Annotated in this window: 16 protein-coding genes and 1 pseudogene; 15 read left to right on the forward strand and 2 right to left on the reverse strand. The window is 60.6% G+C overall.

Features of this window, described 5'->3' with window-relative positions; translation table 11 throughout:
• The first annotated feature begins 150 nt into the window (after positions 1–150).
• On the forward strand, positions 151–786 hold the full coding sequence (locus NVV94_RS14010; RefSeq protein ID WP_258443004.1) for a hypothetical protein: 636 nt from the start codon (positions 151–153) through the stop codon (positions 784–786).
• 60 nt (positions 787–846) lie between these two features.
• Complete coding sequence (locus NVV94_RS14015) at positions 847–1509, forward strand: metalloregulator ArsR/SmtB family transcription factor (protein WP_258443005.1); 663 nt, start codon at positions 847–849, stop codon at positions 1507–1509.
• A gap of 16 nt (positions 1510–1525) precedes the next feature.
• Here NVV94_RS14015 and NVV94_RS14020 read toward each other — a convergent pair.
• A pseudogene (locus NVV94_RS14020) lies at positions 1526–1714 on the reverse strand (helix-turn-helix domain-containing protein); the annotation flags it as partial.
• 253 nt (positions 1715–1967) lie between these two features.
• Here NVV94_RS14020 and NVV94_RS14025 point away from each other — a divergent pair.
• The 3 genes from NVV94_RS14025 (at position 1968) to NVV94_RS14035 (ending at position 4942) form a co-directional block, all read left to right on the forward strand.
• Positions 1968–2396 carry a YciI family protein gene (locus NVV94_RS14025; protein WP_258443006.1) on the forward strand — a complete coding sequence of 143 codons (429 nt, stop codon included), beginning with the start codon at positions 1968–1970 and terminating at the stop codon, positions 2394–2396.
• Between the two features lie 31 nt (positions 2397–2427).
• Entirely contained in the window at positions 2428–2841 is a 414-nt protein-coding gene (locus NVV94_RS14030) for a VOC family protein (RefSeq protein ID WP_258443007.1), read from the forward strand.
• 136 nt (positions 2842–2977) lie between these two features.
• Entirely contained in the window at positions 2978–4942 is a 1965-nt protein-coding gene (locus NVV94_RS14035) for a DNA topoisomerase III (protein ID WP_258443008.1), read from the forward strand.
• A 27-nt stretch (positions 4943–4969) separates the two neighbouring features.
• Here the strand turns inward: NVV94_RS14035 and NVV94_RS14040 are convergent, their stop codons facing one another.
• Complete coding sequence (locus NVV94_RS14040) at positions 4970–6673, reverse strand: sulfatase-like hydrolase/transferase (protein ID WP_258443009.1); 1704 nt, start codon at positions 6671–6673, stop codon at positions 4970–4972.
• A 512-nt stretch (positions 6674–7185) separates the two neighbouring features.
• Between NVV94_RS14040 and NVV94_RS14045 the strand changes: the two genes are divergently transcribed.
• The 10 genes from NVV94_RS14045 to NVV94_RS14090 are packed head-to-tail and all read left to right on the forward strand — an operon-like array spanning position 7186 to position 18233.
• Positions 7186–8538, forward strand: coding sequence for a UDP-glucose/GDP-mannose dehydrogenase family protein (locus tag NVV94_RS14045; protein ID WP_258443010.1), 1353 nt, complete (start codon positions 7186–7188; stop codon positions 8536–8538).
• The gene (locus tag NVV94_RS14050) at positions 8535–9617 is read left to right on the forward strand and encodes an NAD-dependent epimerase (RefSeq protein WP_258443011.1); all 1083 of its coding nucleotides are present in this window, start codon (positions 8535–8537) and stop codon (positions 9615–9617) included. Before NVV94_RS14045 ends, NVV94_RS14050 begins: the two co-directional genes overlap by 4 nt.
• Positions 9614–10360, forward strand: a complete 747-nt coding sequence (locus tag NVV94_RS14055; RefSeq protein ID WP_258443012.1) for a sugar transferase — start codon at positions 9614–9616, stop codon at positions 10358–10360. Before NVV94_RS14050 ends, NVV94_RS14055 begins: the two co-directional genes overlap by 4 nt.
• Position 10361: 1 nt before the next feature.
• The gene (locus NVV94_RS14060; RefSeq protein WP_258443013.1) at positions 10362–11009 is read left to right on the forward strand and encodes a CpsD/CapB family tyrosine-protein kinase; all 648 of its coding nucleotides are present in this window, start codon (positions 10362–10364) and stop codon (positions 11007–11009) included.
• 18 nt (positions 11010–11027) lie between these two features.
• Positions 11028–12050, forward strand: a complete 1023-nt coding sequence (locus NVV94_RS14065; RefSeq protein ID WP_258443014.1) for a polysaccharide biosynthesis/export family protein — start codon at positions 11028–11030, stop codon at positions 12048–12050.
• 20 nt (positions 12051–12070) lie between these two features.
• Positions 12071–13669 (forward strand): lipopolysaccharide biosynthesis protein, encoded by a 1599-nt coding sequence (locus tag NVV94_RS14070; RefSeq protein WP_258443015.1) that lies wholly within the window; start codon positions 12071–12073, stop codon positions 13667–13669.
• Positions 13666–14754 (forward strand): glycosyltransferase family 4 protein, encoded by a 1089-nt coding sequence (locus tag NVV94_RS14075; RefSeq protein WP_258443016.1) that lies wholly within the window; start codon positions 13666–13668, stop codon positions 14752–14754. The genes NVV94_RS14070 and NVV94_RS14075 overlap by 4 nt, the downstream gene beginning before the upstream one ends.
• On the forward strand, positions 14751–16139 hold the full coding sequence (locus NVV94_RS14080) for an O-antigen ligase (protein WP_258443017.1): 1389 nt from the start codon (positions 14751–14753) through the stop codon (positions 16137–16139). Before NVV94_RS14075 ends, NVV94_RS14080 begins: the two co-directional genes overlap by 4 nt.
• A complete protein-coding gene (locus NVV94_RS14085; RefSeq protein WP_258443018.1) occupies positions 16136–17104 on the forward strand; it encodes a glycosyltransferase in 969 nt (322 codons plus the stop codon). The genes NVV94_RS14080 and NVV94_RS14085 overlap by 4 nt, the downstream gene beginning before the upstream one ends.
• Complete coding sequence (locus NVV94_RS14090; RefSeq protein ID WP_258443020.1) at positions 17097–18233, forward strand: glycosyltransferase; 1137 nt, start codon at positions 17097–17099, stop codon at positions 18231–18233. Before NVV94_RS14085 ends, NVV94_RS14090 begins: the two co-directional genes overlap by 8 nt.
• Positions 18234–18240: the final 7 nt, after the last annotated feature.

Consider the following 18240-nt stretch of genomic DNA (forward strand, 5'->3'; position numbering starts at 1 on the left):
AGCGCAGCCTTCGGCAGCGGCTACAAGATGGCGAACCTCAGCACACTGTGTTTAACCGCTCACTGGTGACATTTTTTCATCTTCAATTAATAGCATATTTTTATGCTTTAATTGATTTTGTACACTCACTCACGGCAAGAGGATACCGTCATGAACATCAAGATGCTGGCTTTGCTGTTGCTCGCCTTGTGTGCCCAACCGGTCTGGAGCCAGACACCTGCCAGCCCTGCGCAACCCGTCGTGTCTGACTCTGCCGCGCTGAGCACGCGCCTGGCGCTGCGGGATTTGTGGGTGGAGCATATTTTCTGGACAAGAACCTACGCGACTGCCAACCAGTCCGGCAACAGCCAGCAAGCCACGACCGCCAGCGCTGAAGTGGTGGCCAACGCTACAACCATCGCCAACAGCCTCGCCCCGCTCTACGGACAGCCTGCAGCCGACCAGTTGCTGAAATTGCTGGCCGGGCACTGGGGGGCGGTGAAACACTACAGTGACGCCACCGTCGGCAAAAAAGCCGCGGGCAAAGAGGCTGCGGTCTCTGAACTGACCAGCAATGCCAAGGCCATTGCCACGTTCCTGGCCAAAGCCAATCCAAACCTGCCGCAGGCGTCGTTGGTGACAATACTCAGCGCCCACGGCGGCCACCATGTGGTCCAGATCGATGAATTGGCGAAAAAGGATTACGCCGCCGAAGCCAAGACCTGGGAGGCCATGCGCGAGCATATCCTGGTACTGGCCGATACCTTGACCGCGGCGCTGGTCAAGCAATTCCCGGAAAAGTTCTGAGCTGCCGTACAGGGCGCATCGCGCGCCCTGTGCCGCGTGACCGAACCGTAAGGAGATCGAATGCTTCAAGGCATGGGCCAGACCCAGCAGCAATTGTTGAGCGCGCTACTCTATCAGTCGGCGGGCATGAGTATTGATGACCTGGCCGCTGTCCTGGCAGTCACCCGTACCGCTGTGCGCCAGCATCTGGCCGCACTGGAGCGCGATGGCCTGGTCGTGCGCGGCCAGACCCGCCCCACCGGTCGCCGCCCCGAACAGCTCTACCAACTGACGCTTCGCGGCAAAGAGTTGTTTCCCCGGCAGTACCAGCTGTTGGCTGACCTGTTGATCGATGAGGTGGCGAAGATCCTCGGCCACGACGGCCTGACTGCCCTGATGCGCAGCCTGGGGCGCAAGCTGGCGGCCGGCCTGGAACAGCAGACGATCGATGAAGAGAAGATTGTCAGTCATATGAACCATGCAGGCTACGAGGCCGAAGTATTCTTCCGCTCTGGCGGCGAGCGGGAGATAGTGGCGCACAACTGCGTCTTTCATCACCTGGCCCAGGCCCATCCGCAAGTCTGCGAACTGGACCTTGCCCTGATCGGCGCCCTGGGGCACGGCGATGTCGAGCATCGGGAGTGTATGTTGCGTGGCGGCCAGGTCTGTCGCTTTCACCTCACGGCAACGCCGTCCTCGGCCGATGAAAAACCATTGGCGCAAGAAAAGGATAAGTCCGCATAACCTTACAAACGTCGCTTCATTCTTCCTGGCAAAGTTTGTAGCCCAGGCCATGCACGGTGTGAAGCAGCGGCTTGTCAAATGTTTTGTCGATCGTGCGACGCATCATGTGAATATTGCTTCTCAGGCTATCGCTGTTTGGCAAGTCGCGCCCCCACAGTGCCTCTTCGAGTTCACGCCGTTGCACAACGTGAGGGCTTCTGCGCATCGGCATCAAGCGCCTGGGACTGGAGCATGCCGCGATAATATCGCCCGGCGCCGAGCGAAACTGGTGTTACCTGTGAAAGAAGCCGCGTCCATGAAAGTAGGCAGCGAAACAGGCTGATCATTGCCAACGTTGCTTTCAAAGAAATAAAGCCCCTTGGCACCATAAAAAAATCGTCTAAAAAAATAATACCTGTCTACCCTATTTAGCGCTTTCCTAAACCCTGACTTTTTCAGAACACAACGGAGGTGCGACGATGCGCTGCATGGTAATAGTCAAGGCCACTCAGAATTCCGAAGCCGGCGTAATGCCCAGCGAAGCGTTATTGACCGCCATGGGCAAGTACAACGAAGAACTTCTGCAGGCTGGGGTTTTGCTTGCAGGCGAAGGGTTGCACCCTAGCGCCAAGGGTGCCCGTGTGCGCTTTTCCGGCCCGACCCGCAGCGTGAGTCATGGGCCGTTCTCCCCGGCGGAACAACTCGTCGCCGGATTCTGGCTTTTCCAGGTGGATTCGCTGGAACAGGCGATCGATTGGGTCAAACGTTGCCCAAACCCTTTTGAAGAGGAATGCGAGATCGAAATCCGCCCGGTATTCGAGGCCGAGGATTTCGGTGCCGAGTTGACGCCCGAACTGCGTGAACAAGAGGACCGGATGCGGGCAGCACTCGAAGCCAGGAAGCAGTAAACCATCAACCCACTACTCCAAGGAGTTGACCATGCAAATCAATCCCTATCTGATCTTCAACGGCGATTGCGAGGCGGCCTTCAAGTTCTACGAACAATGCTTGCGAGGCAAAATCGAAGCCATGATGCGCTTCGGTGAAACGCCTGCGGGCGACCACGTTCCGAAAGACTGCCACGACAAGATCATCCACACCCGTCTGGAGGTCGGCGATCAAGTCCTCATGGGCTCGGACACCACGCCAGCGCACCCCTACAAGGGCATCAGCGGCTGCTCGGTGTCCCTGAATGTCGACAGCATCGCCGAGGCAGAGCGAGTCTTCGCGGCGCTGGCGGACAAGGGCTCCGTTCAGATGCCACTGGAGAAAACTTTCTGGGCCGCGCGCTTCGGCATGTTGACCGACCGGTTCGGTGTGCCGTGGATGGTCAACTGCGAAAAAGACCAGTGACCTCGACTGGCCTGATCAAAGGCTGAAACATCATTCAGCGCCTTTATCTGTATATCCATACAGATAAAGGTTGCCTGAAGCCGCGCCACTGCGCATGCTGTGCACCCTTGAAAACCAGTAATGATTGATGGTGCCCATGCGGCTGTTTCTGTGCGAAAAACCTTCCCAAGCCAAAGACATTGCCCAGGTGCTCGGCGCCAGGCGCCGCGGTGACGGTTGCTGGGTCGGCTCGGACGTGACGGTGACCTGGTGCATCGGCCATCTGCTCGAAGCCGCACCGCCGGACACCTACGACGCCCGTTACAAACGCTGGGTGCTGGCCGACCTGCCCATCGTTCCGGGGCAATGGAAGATGCTGGTAAAGCCCAGGACGGCCGGCCAGTTCAAGGCGGTCAAGCGCCTGCTCGGCGAAGCCCGCGAACTGGTCATCGCGACCGATGCCGACCGTGAGGGCGAGATGATTGCCCGCGAGCTGGTGGACCATTGCCGGTATCGCGGGCCGATTCAACGGCTCTGGCTCTCGGCGCTGGACGATGCGTCGATCCGCAAGGCACTGGCAGCGCTCAAACCCGGAGCCGAAACCTTCAGCCTTTATCATTCGGCGCTGGGGCGCTCGCGCGCCGACTGGTTGATTGGCATGAACATGAGCCGGCTATTCACCCTGCTTGGGCGCCAGTCCGGCTATCAGGGCGTACTGCCGGTGGGCCGCGTTCAGACGCCGACCCTGCGCCTGGTCGTGGATCGCGACCGCAGCATCGCCGATTTCGTACCGGCCCCGTACTGGGCCATCGAGGTGCAGTTGATCAGCGACGGCACCTCCTTCGCTGCCCAGTGGCGCGCACCGGACGAGCAATGCGACGAACACGGACGCTGCCTGGACCAGGCGCTTGCCCAACAGGCTGCGACAGCCATGGGCAATGCCGCCAGTGCGCGGGTGGTCAAGCTGAGTACCGAGCGCATGCGCGAGTCGCCGCCGTTGCCGTTCGATCTGGGCACCTTGCAGGAGGTGTGTTCGAAAAAGCTGGGCCTTGGCGCCCAGGAAACCCTGGACATTGCCCAGGCGCTTTACGAGACTCATAAAGTCATCACCTACCCGCGCAGCGACTGCGGCTACCTGCCGCTGAGCCAGCACGGTGAAGCACCGGGCATTCTGGCTGCCCTGGGGCGCGCCGATCCTGGCTTGGCCGACCTGCTTGAACATATGCAACCACAGCGACGCTCGCGGGCCTGGAACGATGCCAAGGTCAGTGCCCACCACGGCATCATCCCGACCGCCGCGGCGATGGACCCGAGCCGCCTGTCCAACAAGCAGCGGGCCGTCTATACCCTCATACGCGCGCGCTACCTGGCGCAGTTCCTGCCCATTCACGAATACGATCGCACCCAAGCGGACTTCGACTGCGCCGGGTACTCATTGCGCGCGATGGGCAAACGGATCATCGAACCCGGCTGGCGGCGCGCCCTGCCCGAAGCCTTGACGCCGGCCAAGGGTCGCGAAGCCCCTGCGCCCCAGGCACTCCCGGCCCTGACCGAGGGCCAGGACTGCGCAATCGCAGACCTGAAACTCAAAGACCTCTGGACACAACCGCCAAAGCCCTTCACCGAAGGTGATCTGATCAAGGCCATGAAGAACGTCGCCAAACTGGTAGACGATCCGCGGCTCAAGCAGAAACTCAAGGACACCACCGGTATCGGCACCGAAGCGACGCGCGCCGGGATCATCCAGGGATTGCTCGACCGTGGCTACCTGACCAAGCAGGGCAAGGCCCTGGCCGCCACCCCGGCGGCCTTCAGCCTGATCGACGCCGTGCCCCGGGCCATTGCCGACCCGGGCACTACCGCCATCTGGGAACAGGCCCTGGACATGGTGCAGAGCGGCGAGATAAGCCTTGAGGAATTCGTTGCCAAGCAGTCCGCCTGGATGAGCAAGCAGGTCGAACGTTGCGTCGGCCTGAGCCTGACCATCACCGGGCCGGCAAGCCCGGCCGGTCGTGGCACGGCGCCCTGGAAGAAAAAGCGGACAACCGCCCCGCGCAAACCCGCCTCTCGCAAAACGGCAACCGGCAGCAAGCGCCCGGGCAAACCCACCAGCCGAGCGTGACTCAAGCGCACGCTCGGCATAAGTGTTTCATTTGGACTGCAGCACCACTGGCTGAGCGATGGTATCGATCGGTGTCACCACGTCGCTGAGGTCGATATGCTTGAAGTGTGGCTTCTCGCCCAAGCGGGCGTTGAAGCGGGTATTGAAGGTGAAGTCATCCTGGGTCGGTTGGCTGAGGGGAGTGCCATAGACCGGTTTGATGCCCGCCAGGTCATACCCCAGCAACTGCAGCAAGGTGGGGAAGATGTTGTAGTGACTGGAACGATCCTTGTTAGCCGCAAGCGCCGCCGGCCAGTCGAGGGTCTTAAGGTCAGCCCCCTGGATGACGACCAGAGGTACCAGCCCCTCCTCTGGTACCGGATCGCCCCCGCAGTGAGTGTTCAAGCCCGGGTTACCGCGCTCGTGCAGGTCCTGGCCATGGTCTGAGGTGTAGATCATCACGGCATTGCTCAGGTCTGCCTTGGCGAAGACCCGTGAAAAGAATTCACCGACATTCCACCGCAAGGTGTTCTTGTAGGCATTGCGGTACAGCGTCCAGTCATCCAGCTGCCCGCTGAAGCCGTCGCGGCTGCCGGTATCGATCACATCGTCGTACTTCCCACGCGGTAGCGCCGGCCGGTAGACCATGAAGTCGTCGGGGTATTTGTCGTGCACCGGGAAATGTGCGCCGAGCTTGTTGATGACAATCAATTGTGGCTTGCCATCATTGAGATGCTCGATCAACTGCTGCGCCGCCGCCATGTCGCGGTCGCGCACACGGGTATCGTCGAACTGGATGAACTGGTCGATGTCCTGCTTCTCGGTCTGGGTCATCAGGTTCTGCAGGTTGCCGCCCGTGCGCTGGGCATCGATGTAGACAGTGCTCAAGCCGGCCTTTTTCGCGTACTGCCAGATTGATGGCAGGGTCGAGTTGATGCGCAGGTAATCGCTGCGTGTGCCGCCGTAACGCAAGGTGATGTTGGTGTCGGCGCTGCAACTGGCGATGGAGGCGGCATAGCCGTAGTTATAGATATTCACGCCCGGGTGCGGCTGCATGAGGTTGCTGCGTACTCCATGCTCGGTACTGAGATCCAGGTAGTTGCCGGTAATGCTTTCATCGATGATCAAAACGATATCGTGGCTGACCGGCTCGGTATTGCGCGTCAGGCTGACCGCCTGACGAGGGCCCACGGTGTTATGGGCCGTCTCGTAGGCGAACAGGCTCGAATAGGCCAACGGCGTGTACATGATCGGCAGCCCCCGGGCACCTTCACCGCTACGCAGGAAGAGAATGCCTGACAGCAGCACCACACCAAGCACTGGCGCTGCGACAAGCGCGGCCCCGGGCAGGGGTAAAGACCGTTGCGGCTTGAGGGCGATCCCCACCAGCAGCAACAGCCCGCTGGCAAGTGCGCTCAGGATGATCGATTGGTATTGGTAGAAGGCTTCCTGGATAAAGCCGCCCGAGTAAACCATCGACACAAACGCGCTGTAGCTCAAATAATCGGCCGTCACGCGGGTATAGACGTCAAAAAAGACGGCGGAGGTAAAGAATAGCAACGCGAATATGTAGCGAACTAATGACTGGCGTATATACGCAGTCAACAGTAACGCAATCAGCAGAACCCCGAACAGCCCTATATACACTAGCGCCGAAGCGCTCATGCCTAACCACGATAGACGATCGAGATAATAATCATAGCTTTTGAATATATATAGAAAGATCAACAGTTCCTTCAGATAACGTGTCATCCTTTCCTCTCCTGCCTGGCTGCAGTTTCTTTTTCCGTCACGCTCGAATGCCTGTGCCAGGTACCTGGAGGGTGGACGATGCTGATCGAAACTGCCGTGTCGATGTCACGTTAGCATCACCTTTTCAAAGAGCAAGCCACCTTTTACGGGAAAGTGAAAACGCGGCATTAACAGCAATAACCCGACGTTAAAAAAGCGTCAAAAATTCGTTAAATGAGCGGACAGTTCAACAAACAATCGGTTCAGGCCTGTAACACTTTTTTGATTCGGATGGTGTTCTAAAAGTTGCCACATATACCGTTCATCGCCTCGTTACAATGATGTTCCTGGCCCCTCGTTTCTACGCAACTATCGTTCTAGAGCGGCGGATGGCATAAAGCCAAACCGCCGCATTTCTGACGCGTGAGCGAGTGATGCCGGTTCATTGACACGATGTGCCACTACTGGTCTATACCCTGATGTAACAGTCTCACCGCATTTACGTTTTTCCAATCCTGACGAGGCACGCCAACATGGACGTGAGCGTTTTTGGGACAGGTTACGTCGGCCTGGTACAAGCAGCCGCACTGGCAGATGTCGGTCACAGAGTGATGTGCGTCGACGTCGATCACAAAAAAATCCTGCAGTTACGCAGCGCGGTCTCCCCCATTCATGAACCGGGTTTGTCCGGCATGCTGGAGGACAACATCAAGGAGAACCGCCTGCTGTTCAGCACCCAGGCCAGCGACGCCGTCGCCCATGCCGAACTGATCTTTATCGCCGTAGGCACCCCGCCAGACGAGGACGGTGCGGCCGATCTGTGTCATGTGCTGGGCGTTGCCAGGGAAATCGCCAACCTGATGGAAAGCGATCGCACCCTGATCATCAAATCCACCGTGCCCGTCGGTACCGCCGACGAGGTGTTGGCCACCGCTCGCGAAGAGCTGGAACGTCTCGGCAAGGGGCATCTGCAGGTACGGATAGTCTCCAACCCGGAATTCCTCAAGGAAGGCAACGCGCTGAGCGACTGCATGCGCCCGGACCGAATCATCGTCGGCACCGACGACGAACTGGCGCAAAAGCAACTGGCCGAACTCTATGCGCCGTTCTGCCGCAACCGTGAAAAGCTGATGTTCATGGACAACCGCAGCGCCGAACTGACCAAGTACGCCGCCAACGCCATGCTGGCGACCCGTATCAGTTTCATGAACGAACTCGCCAATTTGACCGAACACCTGGGGGCCGATATCGAGGCCGTACGCAAGGGCATCGGTTCGGACCCGCGTATCGGCTACCACTTCATCTACCCTGGCTGCGGATTTGGTGGTTCGTGCTTCCCCAAGGATCTGCGGGCGCTGCTGCATATGGCGCAATACAGCGGCATGCCGATGCGCCTGTTGCAAAGCGTCAGCGAAGTGAACGACGCGCAACGCCAGATCCTTTTCAGCAAACTCGCGCCGCATTTCCCCGATGGCCTGCGCGGCAGGCACATCGCGATCTGGGGCCTGGCGTTCAAGCCCAACACCGACGACATGCGCGAGGCGCCCAGCCGCTATCTGATGGAAGCGCTGTGGCGCGAAGGCGCGACAGTGCATGCCTACGATCCCGAGGCCATGTCCGAATGTCGGCGCATCTACGGTTACCGCGATGACCTGCAACTGTGCGCCACCCGCGACGACACTCTGGAAAACGCCGATGCCCTGGTGATCTGCACGGAATGGAAGAACTTCCGCGTAGTCGATTTCGAGTACCTGGCCAAGAAGCTGCGTTCGCGCGTGGTCATCGACGGTCGCAACCTCTACAACCCCGAGCAAGTGGCAGGATTCGGGCTGCACTACACCGGCATTGGCCTGCGCCACTTCGCCCCCCAGGTGAGCGCATCATGAAAATCCTGGTCACCGGCGCGGCCGGCTTCATTGGCGCTCATTGCGTCCGGCGATTGCTGCTCGACGGCCATCAGGTCTGCGGGCTGGATAATTTCAACGACTATTACGATCCGGCCCTCAAAGAAGCGCGGGTACGCTGGGTTCAAGCCGAGGCAGGCGACTTCCCCCTCTGGCGCGTGGACCTGGCCGACAATCAAGCGATTGCCGAACTGTTCGCTCGCGAGAAACCGGACGTCGTCGTTCACCTGGCGGCCCAGGCCGGCGTGCGCTACTCGCTGGAGAACCCGCGCGCCTACCTGGACAGCAACCTGACGGGTTTCTTGAATATCCTCGAAGGCTGCCGCCACCACCCGGTGCGTCATCTGCTCTACGCGTCATCGAGCTCGGTGTACGGCGCCAACCAGCGCACGCCCTACTCCGTGCAGGATGGCGTCGACCATCCGCTTTCGTTGTACGCGGCGACCAAGAAGTCCAATGAGCTGATAGCGCACAGTTACAGCCACCTGTTCGCGATTCCCGCCACCGGCCTGCGTTTCTTCACGGTGTACGGGCCATGGGGTCGCCCGGACATGTCGCCGATGCAGTTTGCCCGGGCAATCGCCGAGGGCCGTCCGTTGAAGCTGTTCAACCATGGTCGGCACCAGCGCGACTTTACCTACATCGACGACATCATCGAAAGCCTCACCCGCCTGGTCGACCGCCCGCCCCAGGCAACGCCCGCGTGGGATCGCGAGAACCCGGACCGGGCCACCAGCATGGCCCCATGGCGTATCTACAACATCGGCGGGCATCGCCCCGTCGAGCTCATGGACTACCTCGCCCTGCTCGAGAAGCACCTGGGCCTCAAGGCTGAGGTAGAGCTGTTGCCCCTGCAGCCAGGGGATGTCCTCAACACGTGCGCCGAAGTCTCTCAACTCGAACGAGACACCGGCTTTGTTCCACGGATCGGGCTGGACGAAGGGCTTGGACGCTTTATCGCCTGGTACCGGGATTATTACTACATGCCAGTGGCCCCGGGTCCGATCGCGAATGGACTTTTGCCAACGGCAAAATCTGTAACAAAGTGGAGTGCAATATGACTGGCCCTCAAGAAGGAGCGGTACTGCAATCACTGCGGTTGGACAAGCGCCTGGACCCAGGCCACCGCATGCGCATGGATGCGGCCATCCACATGCAAGGTCGAGGCTGGATCACCGGACGCGCCGGTGGTCGGCCCTGGACCCTGTCGCGGACCAATCGGGTCGTGGCCTGCACCGGCGCGTTGATGTTGCTGGTGCTGCTCTGGCCGGTGCTGCTGGCCCTGGCGGTGATCGTCAAACTGAGTAGCCCGGGCCCTGTGCTGTTCGTGCAGAAGCGCACCGGCTATCGCGGTCGGACGTTCGGCATGTACAAGTTCCGCACCATGGTCGCCAATGCCGAAGCACTCAAGGAGTCGCTCCGGCACCTGAACAAGCACGGCGCCGATGCTATCGACTTCAAGATCGACAAGGACCCGCGCGTGACCAGGATCGGCCAGTTCCTTCGGCGCAGCAGCCTGGATGAGTTGCCCAACCTGATCAACGTAGTGCGCGGCGACATGCGCCTGGTCGGCCCTCGCCCGACTTCCTTCAACGCCTACCGCTACAAGGACCAGCACCTGGCACGACTGAGCATCTACCCGGGCATGACCGGCCTCTGGCAGATTTCCGGGCGCAGCAATATCGACTTCGACAAGCGCGTTGAGCTCGACCTGAGCTACATCGCCGAACAAAGCTTCAGTCTTGATCTGAAAATCCTGCTTAAAACCCCCTTCAAAGTTTTCAGCGGCCAAGGAGCAAGTTGAGATGGACGGTTCTACTAAGAGAAGCTTGACCATCGTGAGCCCGAGCGAGACCAACCTGGCCTCGACCGTGCTCGACCAGGAACAACAGACCCTCTTGTTGACCTCCGCCAATCCCGGCGCGGGCACCAGCACCAGCGCCATGGCTCTGGCCAATCAACTGGCGTCGATGAGCAACGGGCAAGTGTTGCTGGTCGATGCCAGCCAGTCGACGAACAACCTCAGCCAGCAATTGGGGCTGCACAGGCAACGCGGCTTTCGCGATTTGCTGTTCAACCACGACAGCCCGCCGGTGCTGGAGGACTGCATCCTGCACTTGCCCAGCCTGCCCTTCCACATGCTGCCCAATGGCCGTCAGTTGCGCAGCCAGGAACGCCTGAACCCGGAGCGGCTGCGGCCGCTGCTCAAGGAGCTCGCTGATCAATACCGCTTCGTGGTGATCGACGGCGATGCCATCTACTCGGCCAACGACACGCTGGTGCTTGGCACGTTGGTCGATGGGGTGGTGCTGGTGGTGCGCGCCGAAGATACGCGCTGGGAAGTCGCGCAGGCGGCAGCCCAGCGACTGACCCAGGCGGGCGCGAAGATGGTCGGCAGCGTCTTCAATGCGCGCAAGTACTACATGCCCAAATGGCTCTATCGCAACCTCTGAGCAGGCAAGGATGACCCGATGAAAACACAACTGTTCGCCTTGTTGTTGCTGCCACTGGCCGCCTGCACGACTCAGCAGGAAACCCAGCAGATGCCGGTACAGATCCTGACCGCCGCACCTGCCAATGCCCAGGACAGCGAATTCCAGAAGACCGAGCAAGTACTGCGTCCGCAGGATGTGCTCGATGTGATTTTCCATGTCAGCACCAGCGGCCCGCAGACTTACCGGATCCAGCCCGGCGATCAGGTCGGCCTGACCTTCACCTCGGCCAGCACCCTCAATGGCAACCAAGTGGTGCTGCCCGATGGCACCATCGAGTTGCCCGGTGCCAATACCTCGGTCAACATCGCCGGGCTGACCACCGAAGAAGCACGCCTGAAAATTCAACGTACCTACCGCAACAAAAGCCTGTTCCAGCAAAACCGCGACCAGATGTCGGTTCAGGTGCTCACCCCACTGACCAGCGAGCAGAACCTCAAAAGCACCCTCACCCACCCCAGCACCGGCTTGAGCCGGGAAATCACCGTCGGCACCGACGGCCATGCGAGCTTCCCGGAAATCGGCTCGATTCCCTTGCAGGGCATGACCGTCAACCAACTGGAAGACGAACTCAACCGACGCTATGCCGAGCTGCCCGGCCGGATGCGGGTCGATGTGCTGCTCAAGTCCACGGCAGTCAACGAAGTGTATGTACTGGGTGAAGTTGGCCAGCCCGGTGCGTACACCATCCGCCGGCCGATCTCGGTACTCGAGGCACTGACCCTGGCCCGTGGCCCCAACCTCAAGGCGCGGCTCGACTCTGTGGTGATCATGCGGCGCAATGGCAACCTGGTCGAAGCGCACAACTACGACGTCGAGCAGGCATTGAGCGGCAAAGCCCAGAAGATCGCGTTCCTGCAGCCCGAAGACATGCTCTATGTGCCCAAGACCAAGCTGGCCAATGCCGGCGAACTGGCGCGGCAACTGGCTGATGTCGTGCTGTTCCAGGGCTTCGGCTTCAGCTTCGCCTACCGTGTCGACAATAAAGACAGTAACGACTAACCATTGGCGGGTAAACATCCATGAATCCAAAAGAAAACTACCTGCATGAGTTCTTCAGGATCTTCTTCGCCAACAAGCAGTTGGTGAAACGGGTGTTCCTGGTCTTTGCAGTCATCACCTTGTTGCTTCCCCTGGTGCTCAAACAGAGTTTCGACATCACCGCCGAGGTAATCGTCCAATCGAAGAAAATCTCGCAAACCGATGCCGACACGGCGTTGGGCCATGAAACCGACAAGTTCGTTCCACCGACGCTGGCAGACATAGAGACCGAGAGCAATATCCTGCGCTCGCCCGCGCTGATCCGCCAAACCATCAGCCAACTGCGCGTCGAAGGCGACTATGCTCCGAGCCCGGGCATGCTCAAGAGGCTGGTGCTCGAGCCGCTAAGCCACCACCTGATCAACCCGTTGCGCGAGAAGGTGATAAACCCCGTGCGCAGCATGCTTGGCCTGGAAGTCGACCCGGTGCGCGACACGGTCCTGGACAGCCTTACCCAGCAAGCACTCGATGACCTCAAGATCGTGACCCTGCCCGGCTCCAACGTGATCTCGATCATCTACAGCTTCGGTGATCCGGCGGTCGGCACCCGCTTTGTCCAGCGTCTATTGGATAACTACCTGCAGAACCGCCAGAGCCTGCAATCGAACGAGCTGCCGCAGGCCTTCTACGAGCAGAAGAAGTCTCAATACCAGGTGCGTCTCGACGATCTGGAAGGCACCCGCCAGGGACTGCTCGAACAGATCAATTCCTCTGACCCCAGGGAAGAAATCACCTTTCGCCTCAACGCCATCAATACCGAAGAGCAGGCGCTGAACGTGTACCGTGACCGCCTGCTGCAAAGCCAACGCTGGCTCGACTACCTGAAAACCAACCTGCGCGCCGCCAACAGCAAAAGCACCAAATTCGAGGACTACACCTTCCCCTTCACCTTCAGCACCACCGTCGACAGCGTTGCTTTCGAGGATCGGGAGATCAAGCAACTCGGCGAGCAGTTGACCACCAGGGTCGCTCAGTACAGGGCCGACCTGGCGATTTTCCAGCCCGGCAGCGAGCCGATGACAGTGCAGCGTGAGCAGATCGGACGCGCGCGCCAGCAGTTCCTGAAAGTGGTCGACAACCGTATCCGCGAGCGTGCCAACGACCTGGCGGTCATCAGTTCAGTCATCGATCAAAAGACCAAGCGGATCAACAACTACAAAGGACGCATATACGAGCTGCAGCAAACCCAGAGCAAACTGCGCCAACTCGATACCGAGATCGACGCTTTGCACAAGGCGTTCTTCACCTACACCCAACGCTATGAAGAAAGCCGCAGCGCAGGTCTGCTCGACAACGACCTGTCCAACGCCCGCATCCTCAGCCCGCCCTACGAGCCCACCGACGCGGCCTTCCCCAAGCCTCTGCTGATCATCCCGTTTGGGTTGCTCACTGGCTTGCTGCTGGCCATTTCCCTGGTCTACGTCCGCGAGTTCTTCGACCATCGCTTCAAGCACCCGGCGCAAATCAGCCATCAACTCGGCTTGCCGGTGCTGCTCGTGATCAACTCCGAGGAAACGCAGCGGAGCAATCAGCACAGTGCCTGGTTCCTGCCGAAACTCATGCACTGGGTGCGTAATTGAACGCGCAAAACACGCCTGCCCTGCCGATCATTCACTTGATCAGCAGTGGCGGCTTCTATGGCGCCGAGCGGATGCTGCTGGACCATTGCCAGGCAACCCCGGAGCATCACCAGGTGGTGTTCCTCGATGCCCCGCCGGCACTGCTCGCGCGCTTTCGCCAAGCCGGGATCGACTGTATCGGCTGCAATGGTGCCGGGGAAACCCTGCGCCATCTGCGCAGCCGCAGGGGGGAGCGGCCCGTGCTCAACACCCATAATTTCAAGGGACTGTTGTACGGCTGGTTGGGCGCAACGCTGTTGCGCCTGCCGCTGGTCATCACCCAGCACGGTTTCACCCCGCGCAGCCCGAGGCAACGCTTCTATACCTGGCTGAGCCTGCAGCTGTGCCGCACCCCGTCGGTCAGCCGGGTGGTCTGTGTGGCGGAAAGTATCGCCATCCTGCATCGCAAGGCCAATGTACGGGCCGACAAGTTGCAGGTGATCCCCAATGGCCTGCCTGCGGCCGCCCCACCTGCCTCCAGGACGCAGAACAAACCTCGATGGCTAGCCGGCTATGTCGGCCGTTTGAGCAGCGAGAAAGGCCCGGACCTGTTCCTCGACGCATTGATCCCGCTGTGCCGGCAACACGCCGAGTTGCACGCCGTGATGCTCGGCGACGGGCCGGAACGCGAAGTGTTGCAGGCACGGATCGACGCCGCCGGCCTGCATGAGCGCATCAGCTTGCCGGGGTATCAGACCGACATGCAGCGTTGGATGGCAGAGCTGGGTGTGCTGGTGATCAGTTCGCGCACCGAAGGCACACCGATGATTCTGCTCGAGGCCATGCAGGCCGGCCTGCCGGTGGTGGCCTTCGGGGTTGGCGGGATTCCGGATGTCATCGAGCACCAATACAACGGCTTGCTGGCAACACCGGGCGACAGTACCGGTCTGGGCAATCAGATCGACATTCTGCTCGGCAGCCCTGCGCTTGCCCGTACATTGACCGAAAACGCGCGTGTGACCCAGCTCGATCGTTACCATCTGCCGGTGCTTGCCGAGCGCTGGTCAAGGCTCTATCTGAGCGCCACCAGGGAGGCCCGCGCATGATAATTCCACTCTCAGTGGTGAGTTTGTTCGGCCTGGCCTGCCTCGCCTTGCTTGCAAGCCCCTGGCCTTACCTTGCGCCTGGGGTGGTGCTGGGTCTGGTCGGTGTTGCCATCCTCTATAAGCGCCCGGCCTGGGGTTTGCTCGGCATTGTTGCGCTGGTACCGCTGGAGGGCCTGTTCAAGGGCAGCGAATTGTCCGCGGCAAAATTGCTCGGTGCTTCGCTGACAGTGATTATTGCCTTGCAGCTGGTGCTGCGGCAAATCCCCGCCGAACGCCTGCGCAGCAATTTGTGGCGCTTTCTGCGCTGGTTTTTACTGGCCTATTTGCTGAGCATACTGTGCAGCGACAACCTGGCCTTGTCCCTTGGCCATCTGCGCGAACTGAGTGTCGGCCTGCTGCTGTTCGTGATCACCCTGCTGGTTGCCCGCGAGATGAACCTGGACATGTTCTGCCGGCTGGTCAGCCTCAGTGTCGCCCTGACCTGCGCCCTGGCCATGTTTTCCAGCAAGTACCAGGACCAGGGTCGAGCCGCGGGCATGCTCGAAGACCCCAATGCCTTTGCCATGCTGATCGCCTTCGCGATTCCGCTGGCGCTGTTGCAGGTGTTGAAAAGCCCGAGCACTTTCCAGCGCCTGGGCTGGATCGCCTGCAGCCTGCTGCTGATGGCCGGCATGACCAAGACCGAATCGCGTTCGGGCCTGGTCGTACTGCTGATCAGCCTGGGCATAGGCATCTATCACTACCGCGTTCAACTGCAACGGCTGCGCCCACGCCACCTGGGCTTTGCCATGCTGGCCGTGGCTATCCTGGTTCCGACCGCAATCAGTGTGATGCCGCCGGAATATGTCGAGCGGATCAAATCCCTCAGTGTGCTCAAGGGCGGGGTCAATGCTCACAAGGACGAATCGCTCGGTCGGCGCGCTTCCTACATCCTGGTCGGCGGACAGATGATTCGCGAAAACCCGTTGCTGGGCGCAGGCCCGGGGACCTTCCCGATGCATTACTCGACCACCGGCTACGCCAAGGCGTTTTCGGCCAATCGCAAGGCTTCCGACCTGTTCCGCCATGCACACAATACCTACCTGGAAATTTTCAGTGAAGTGGGCATTCCGGGCGGGCTGCTGTTCGTCGCCATGATCGCAGCCAGCCTGTACAACATGCTCAAGGCTCGCCTTGCGTGGTTGAACCGCGGTGAAGGGGTGCAGGCGAACATCGTCACCCATTTGGGCATGGGCTTGTTGTCCTTGTCATTGTTCTTGATGTTCCTGAGCACCCCCAACCAGAAATACGTGTGGATCATGCTGGCGCTGTCCAGCGTGCTGCGCCTGCAGGCAGAACGCAGCCCGCAGGCGCAGACGCAGACGCCTGTGGAGGCGCGCACATGACCGCCATCAGCATTGTCATTCCCATGTACGACGAAGCCCGGCACATTGGCCGCACGCTGCAGGCAGCACGTCAGGCCGCGCTCGCTGCCGGCCTTGAGTGCGAACTGGTGGTGGTCGACAACGGCTCGCACGACCAGGGCCCGCAGATCGCCCGTAGCCTCGGTGCCCGGGTGCTGAGCCTGCCGGGGTTGCACATCGGTGCCCTGCGCAACCGCGGTGCCGCCGCCTCCACCGGCCAATGGCTGGCGTTTCTCGATGCCGACATTGAAGTGCCGCAGAACTGGCTCACCTTGTTGCTCGATCTTGAAGCCCATGGCCAGGCCGATGTATTGGCGCTCGATTGCGACACGCCCCGGGTGGCGCCATGGTTTGCCCGTGCCTGGCAAAGCCGCACCCTGCGCCCAAGCGTGCCAGCGGTGCACAAGGTGCAATGGCTGCCGACGCCGAACCTGTTGATGCGCCGCCCATGGTTCGATCGCGTCGGCGGTTTCGACGAGAACCTGCGCACCGGCGAAGACAAGGACCTGACCCTGCGCATGAGCCAGGCCGGTGCCCGACTTGTCAGCGTCAGCAAGCCCGCCACCCTGCACTGGGGCTACGAAGGCAGTTGGCGCGAGTGGCTGGGCAAGGAAATGTGGCGCCAGGGCAGTCATTTGCAGTTGGCGCACAAGAACGGTTTCAGCCTGCGCATGCTGCGCTTGCCCTTGTTGTCACTGACGGCCTGGCTGCTCGACTTCGTCGCCCTCGGGGCCTTGGCCAGCGGGCAACTGCGCCTGGAGTTGCTCCTGCTGCTCGTGGCGGCCTTGCCGGCGCTGGTGCTGAGCCTGCGCCAGAGCCTGAAGCACCGCAACCCGATACTGACACTGCAACTCTGGGGTCTGCACTGGATACGCCTGCACCTGGTTGGCGTGGTTTTTTTGATGAGCCTGTGTAAATGGAAAGCAAGGAGACCTGCCCGTGGCTGAATTCATTTTCTGGCTGTGCCTGGTGCTGCCGCTCTATGCCTATCTGGGTTACCCGCTGACCCTGGCTGCATTGACTCCGCTGTTTCCCCGGCGTCGGCAACCCCCTGTCACCCCCTTGTCGATCAGCGTCGTCATCGCCGCGTACAACGAAGGCCGCAATATCGGGGAAAAACTGCGGACCGTCCTGGCCCAGGACTATCAGGCGCGCGAACTGCAGATCATCGTCGCCAGCGATGGCTCGAGCGATGACACCGTGACGCGGGCGCAGAGCATCATCGATCCGCGAATCCAGGTGCTCGATTTGCCGCGCATGGGCAAGGCCGGCGCCTTGAACGCCGCCGTCTTGCAGTGCAGCGGCGACATACTGGTGTTCACCGACGCCGATAACCAGTGGGCCGGCAATACCCTCGGGCAATTGCTGGCGCCGCTGGGCGATGAGCAGGTCGGGGCTTGCGCCGGGCACATGGTGATTCCGGTACCGGGCAAGGGCCTGAGCCTGGGCGACAGCCTCTATCGCCATTATGAAGGTTGGCTGCGCCGCCTGGAGAACCGTACCGGCTGCATGGTCTCGGCCGACGGCGCCCTGCTGGCCCTGCGCCGCGAGCTCTATCAACCGATTCCGGCCCACGTCAACGATGATTTCTTTGTCAGCACCTGCGCTCCCGTGGCGGGCAAGCACATTGTTTACGTGGAGTCGGCCCAGGTCATCGACCAGGGCGTCGATGAAGCCGACAAGCAATTCCGCCGCCGCCAACGCGTCACCGTCGGCGGCTTGCAAAGCCTGGCCCAGCGCCGTGAGCTGCTCAACCCTCTGAAGCACGGCCTGTACGCAATCGCCCTGATCAGCCACAAATTGATACGTCGCCTGGCATCGGTCCTGCTGCTGCCGTTGCTGCTCGCCAACTTCTGGCTGTGGGACGCCGGCCCCTTCTACCAGCTCACCCTGCTCGCACAACTGCTCGGTTATGGCGTGGCCATGGCCGGGCTACTGGATGTTCAGCATCGCCTACCCCGCCCGTTCCGCCTGGCGGCCTTTGTACTGGTGACCCTTGCCGGCATGACCGTCGGCCTCTGGCAGTTCCTGCGCGGCCAAAGCTACGCCCAATGGAACCCCGAACAAAATCGATGAGAGCACG

Origin of the sequence: Pseudomonas sp. LS1212 (assembly GCF_024741815.1) — a bacterium.
Lineage (GTDB): Bacteria > Pseudomonadota > Gammaproteobacteria > Pseudomonadales > Pseudomonadaceae > Aquipseudomonas.

What these genes read in the sequence shown, in the direction of transcription:
- NVV94_RS14010 (WP_258443004.1), top strand. Translation starts at nt 151, where the DNA reads ATGAACATCAAGATGCTGGCTTTGCTGTTGCTCGCCTTGTGTGCCCAA.
- NVV94_RS14015 (WP_258443005.1), top strand. Translation starts at nt 847, where the DNA reads ATGCTTCAAGGCATGGGCCAGACCCAGCAGCAATTGTTGAGCGCGCTA.
- NVV94_RS14025 (WP_258443006.1), top strand. Translation starts at nt 1,968, where the DNA reads ATGCGCTGCATGGTAATAGTCAAGGCCACTCAGAATTCCGAAGCCGGC.
- NVV94_RS14030 (WP_258443007.1), top strand. Translation starts at nt 2,428, where the DNA reads ATGCAAATCAATCCCTATCTGATCTTCAACGGCGATTGCGAGGCGGCC.
- NVV94_RS14035 (WP_258443008.1), top strand. Translation starts at nt 2,978, where the DNA reads ATGCGGCTGTTTCTGTGCGAAAAACCTTCCCAAGCCAAAGACATTGCC.
- NVV94_RS14040 (WP_258443009.1), bottom strand. Translation starts at nt 6,673, where the DNA reads ATGACACGTTATCTGAAGGAACTGTTGATCTTTCTATATATATTCAAA.
- NVV94_RS14045 (WP_258443010.1), top strand. Translation starts at nt 7,186, where the DNA reads ATGGACGTGAGCGTTTTTGGGACAGGTTACGTCGGCCTGGTACAAGCA.
- NVV94_RS14050 (WP_258443011.1), top strand. Translation starts at nt 8,535, where the DNA reads ATGAAAATCCTGGTCACCGGCGCGGCCGGCTTCATTGGCGCTCATTGC.
- NVV94_RS14055 (WP_258443012.1), top strand. Translation starts at nt 9,614, where the DNA reads ATGACTGGCCCTCAAGAAGGAGCGGTACTGCAATCACTGCGGTTGGAC.
- NVV94_RS14060 (WP_258443013.1), top strand. Translation starts at nt 10,362, where the DNA reads ATGGACGGTTCTACTAAGAGAAGCTTGACCATCGTGAGCCCGAGCGAG.
- NVV94_RS14065 (WP_258443014.1), top strand. Translation starts at nt 11,028, where the DNA reads ATGAAAACACAACTGTTCGCCTTGTTGTTGCTGCCACTGGCCGCCTGC.
- NVV94_RS14070 (WP_258443015.1), top strand. Translation starts at nt 12,071, where the DNA reads ATGAATCCAAAAGAAAACTACCTGCATGAGTTCTTCAGGATCTTCTTC.
- NVV94_RS14080 (WP_258443017.1), top strand. Translation starts at nt 14,751, where the DNA reads ATGATAATTCCACTCTCAGTGGTGAGTTTGTTCGGCCTGGCCTGCCTC.
- NVV94_RS14085 (WP_258443018.1), top strand. Translation starts at nt 16,136, where the DNA reads ATGACCGCCATCAGCATTGTCATTCCCATGTACGACGAAGCCCGGCAC.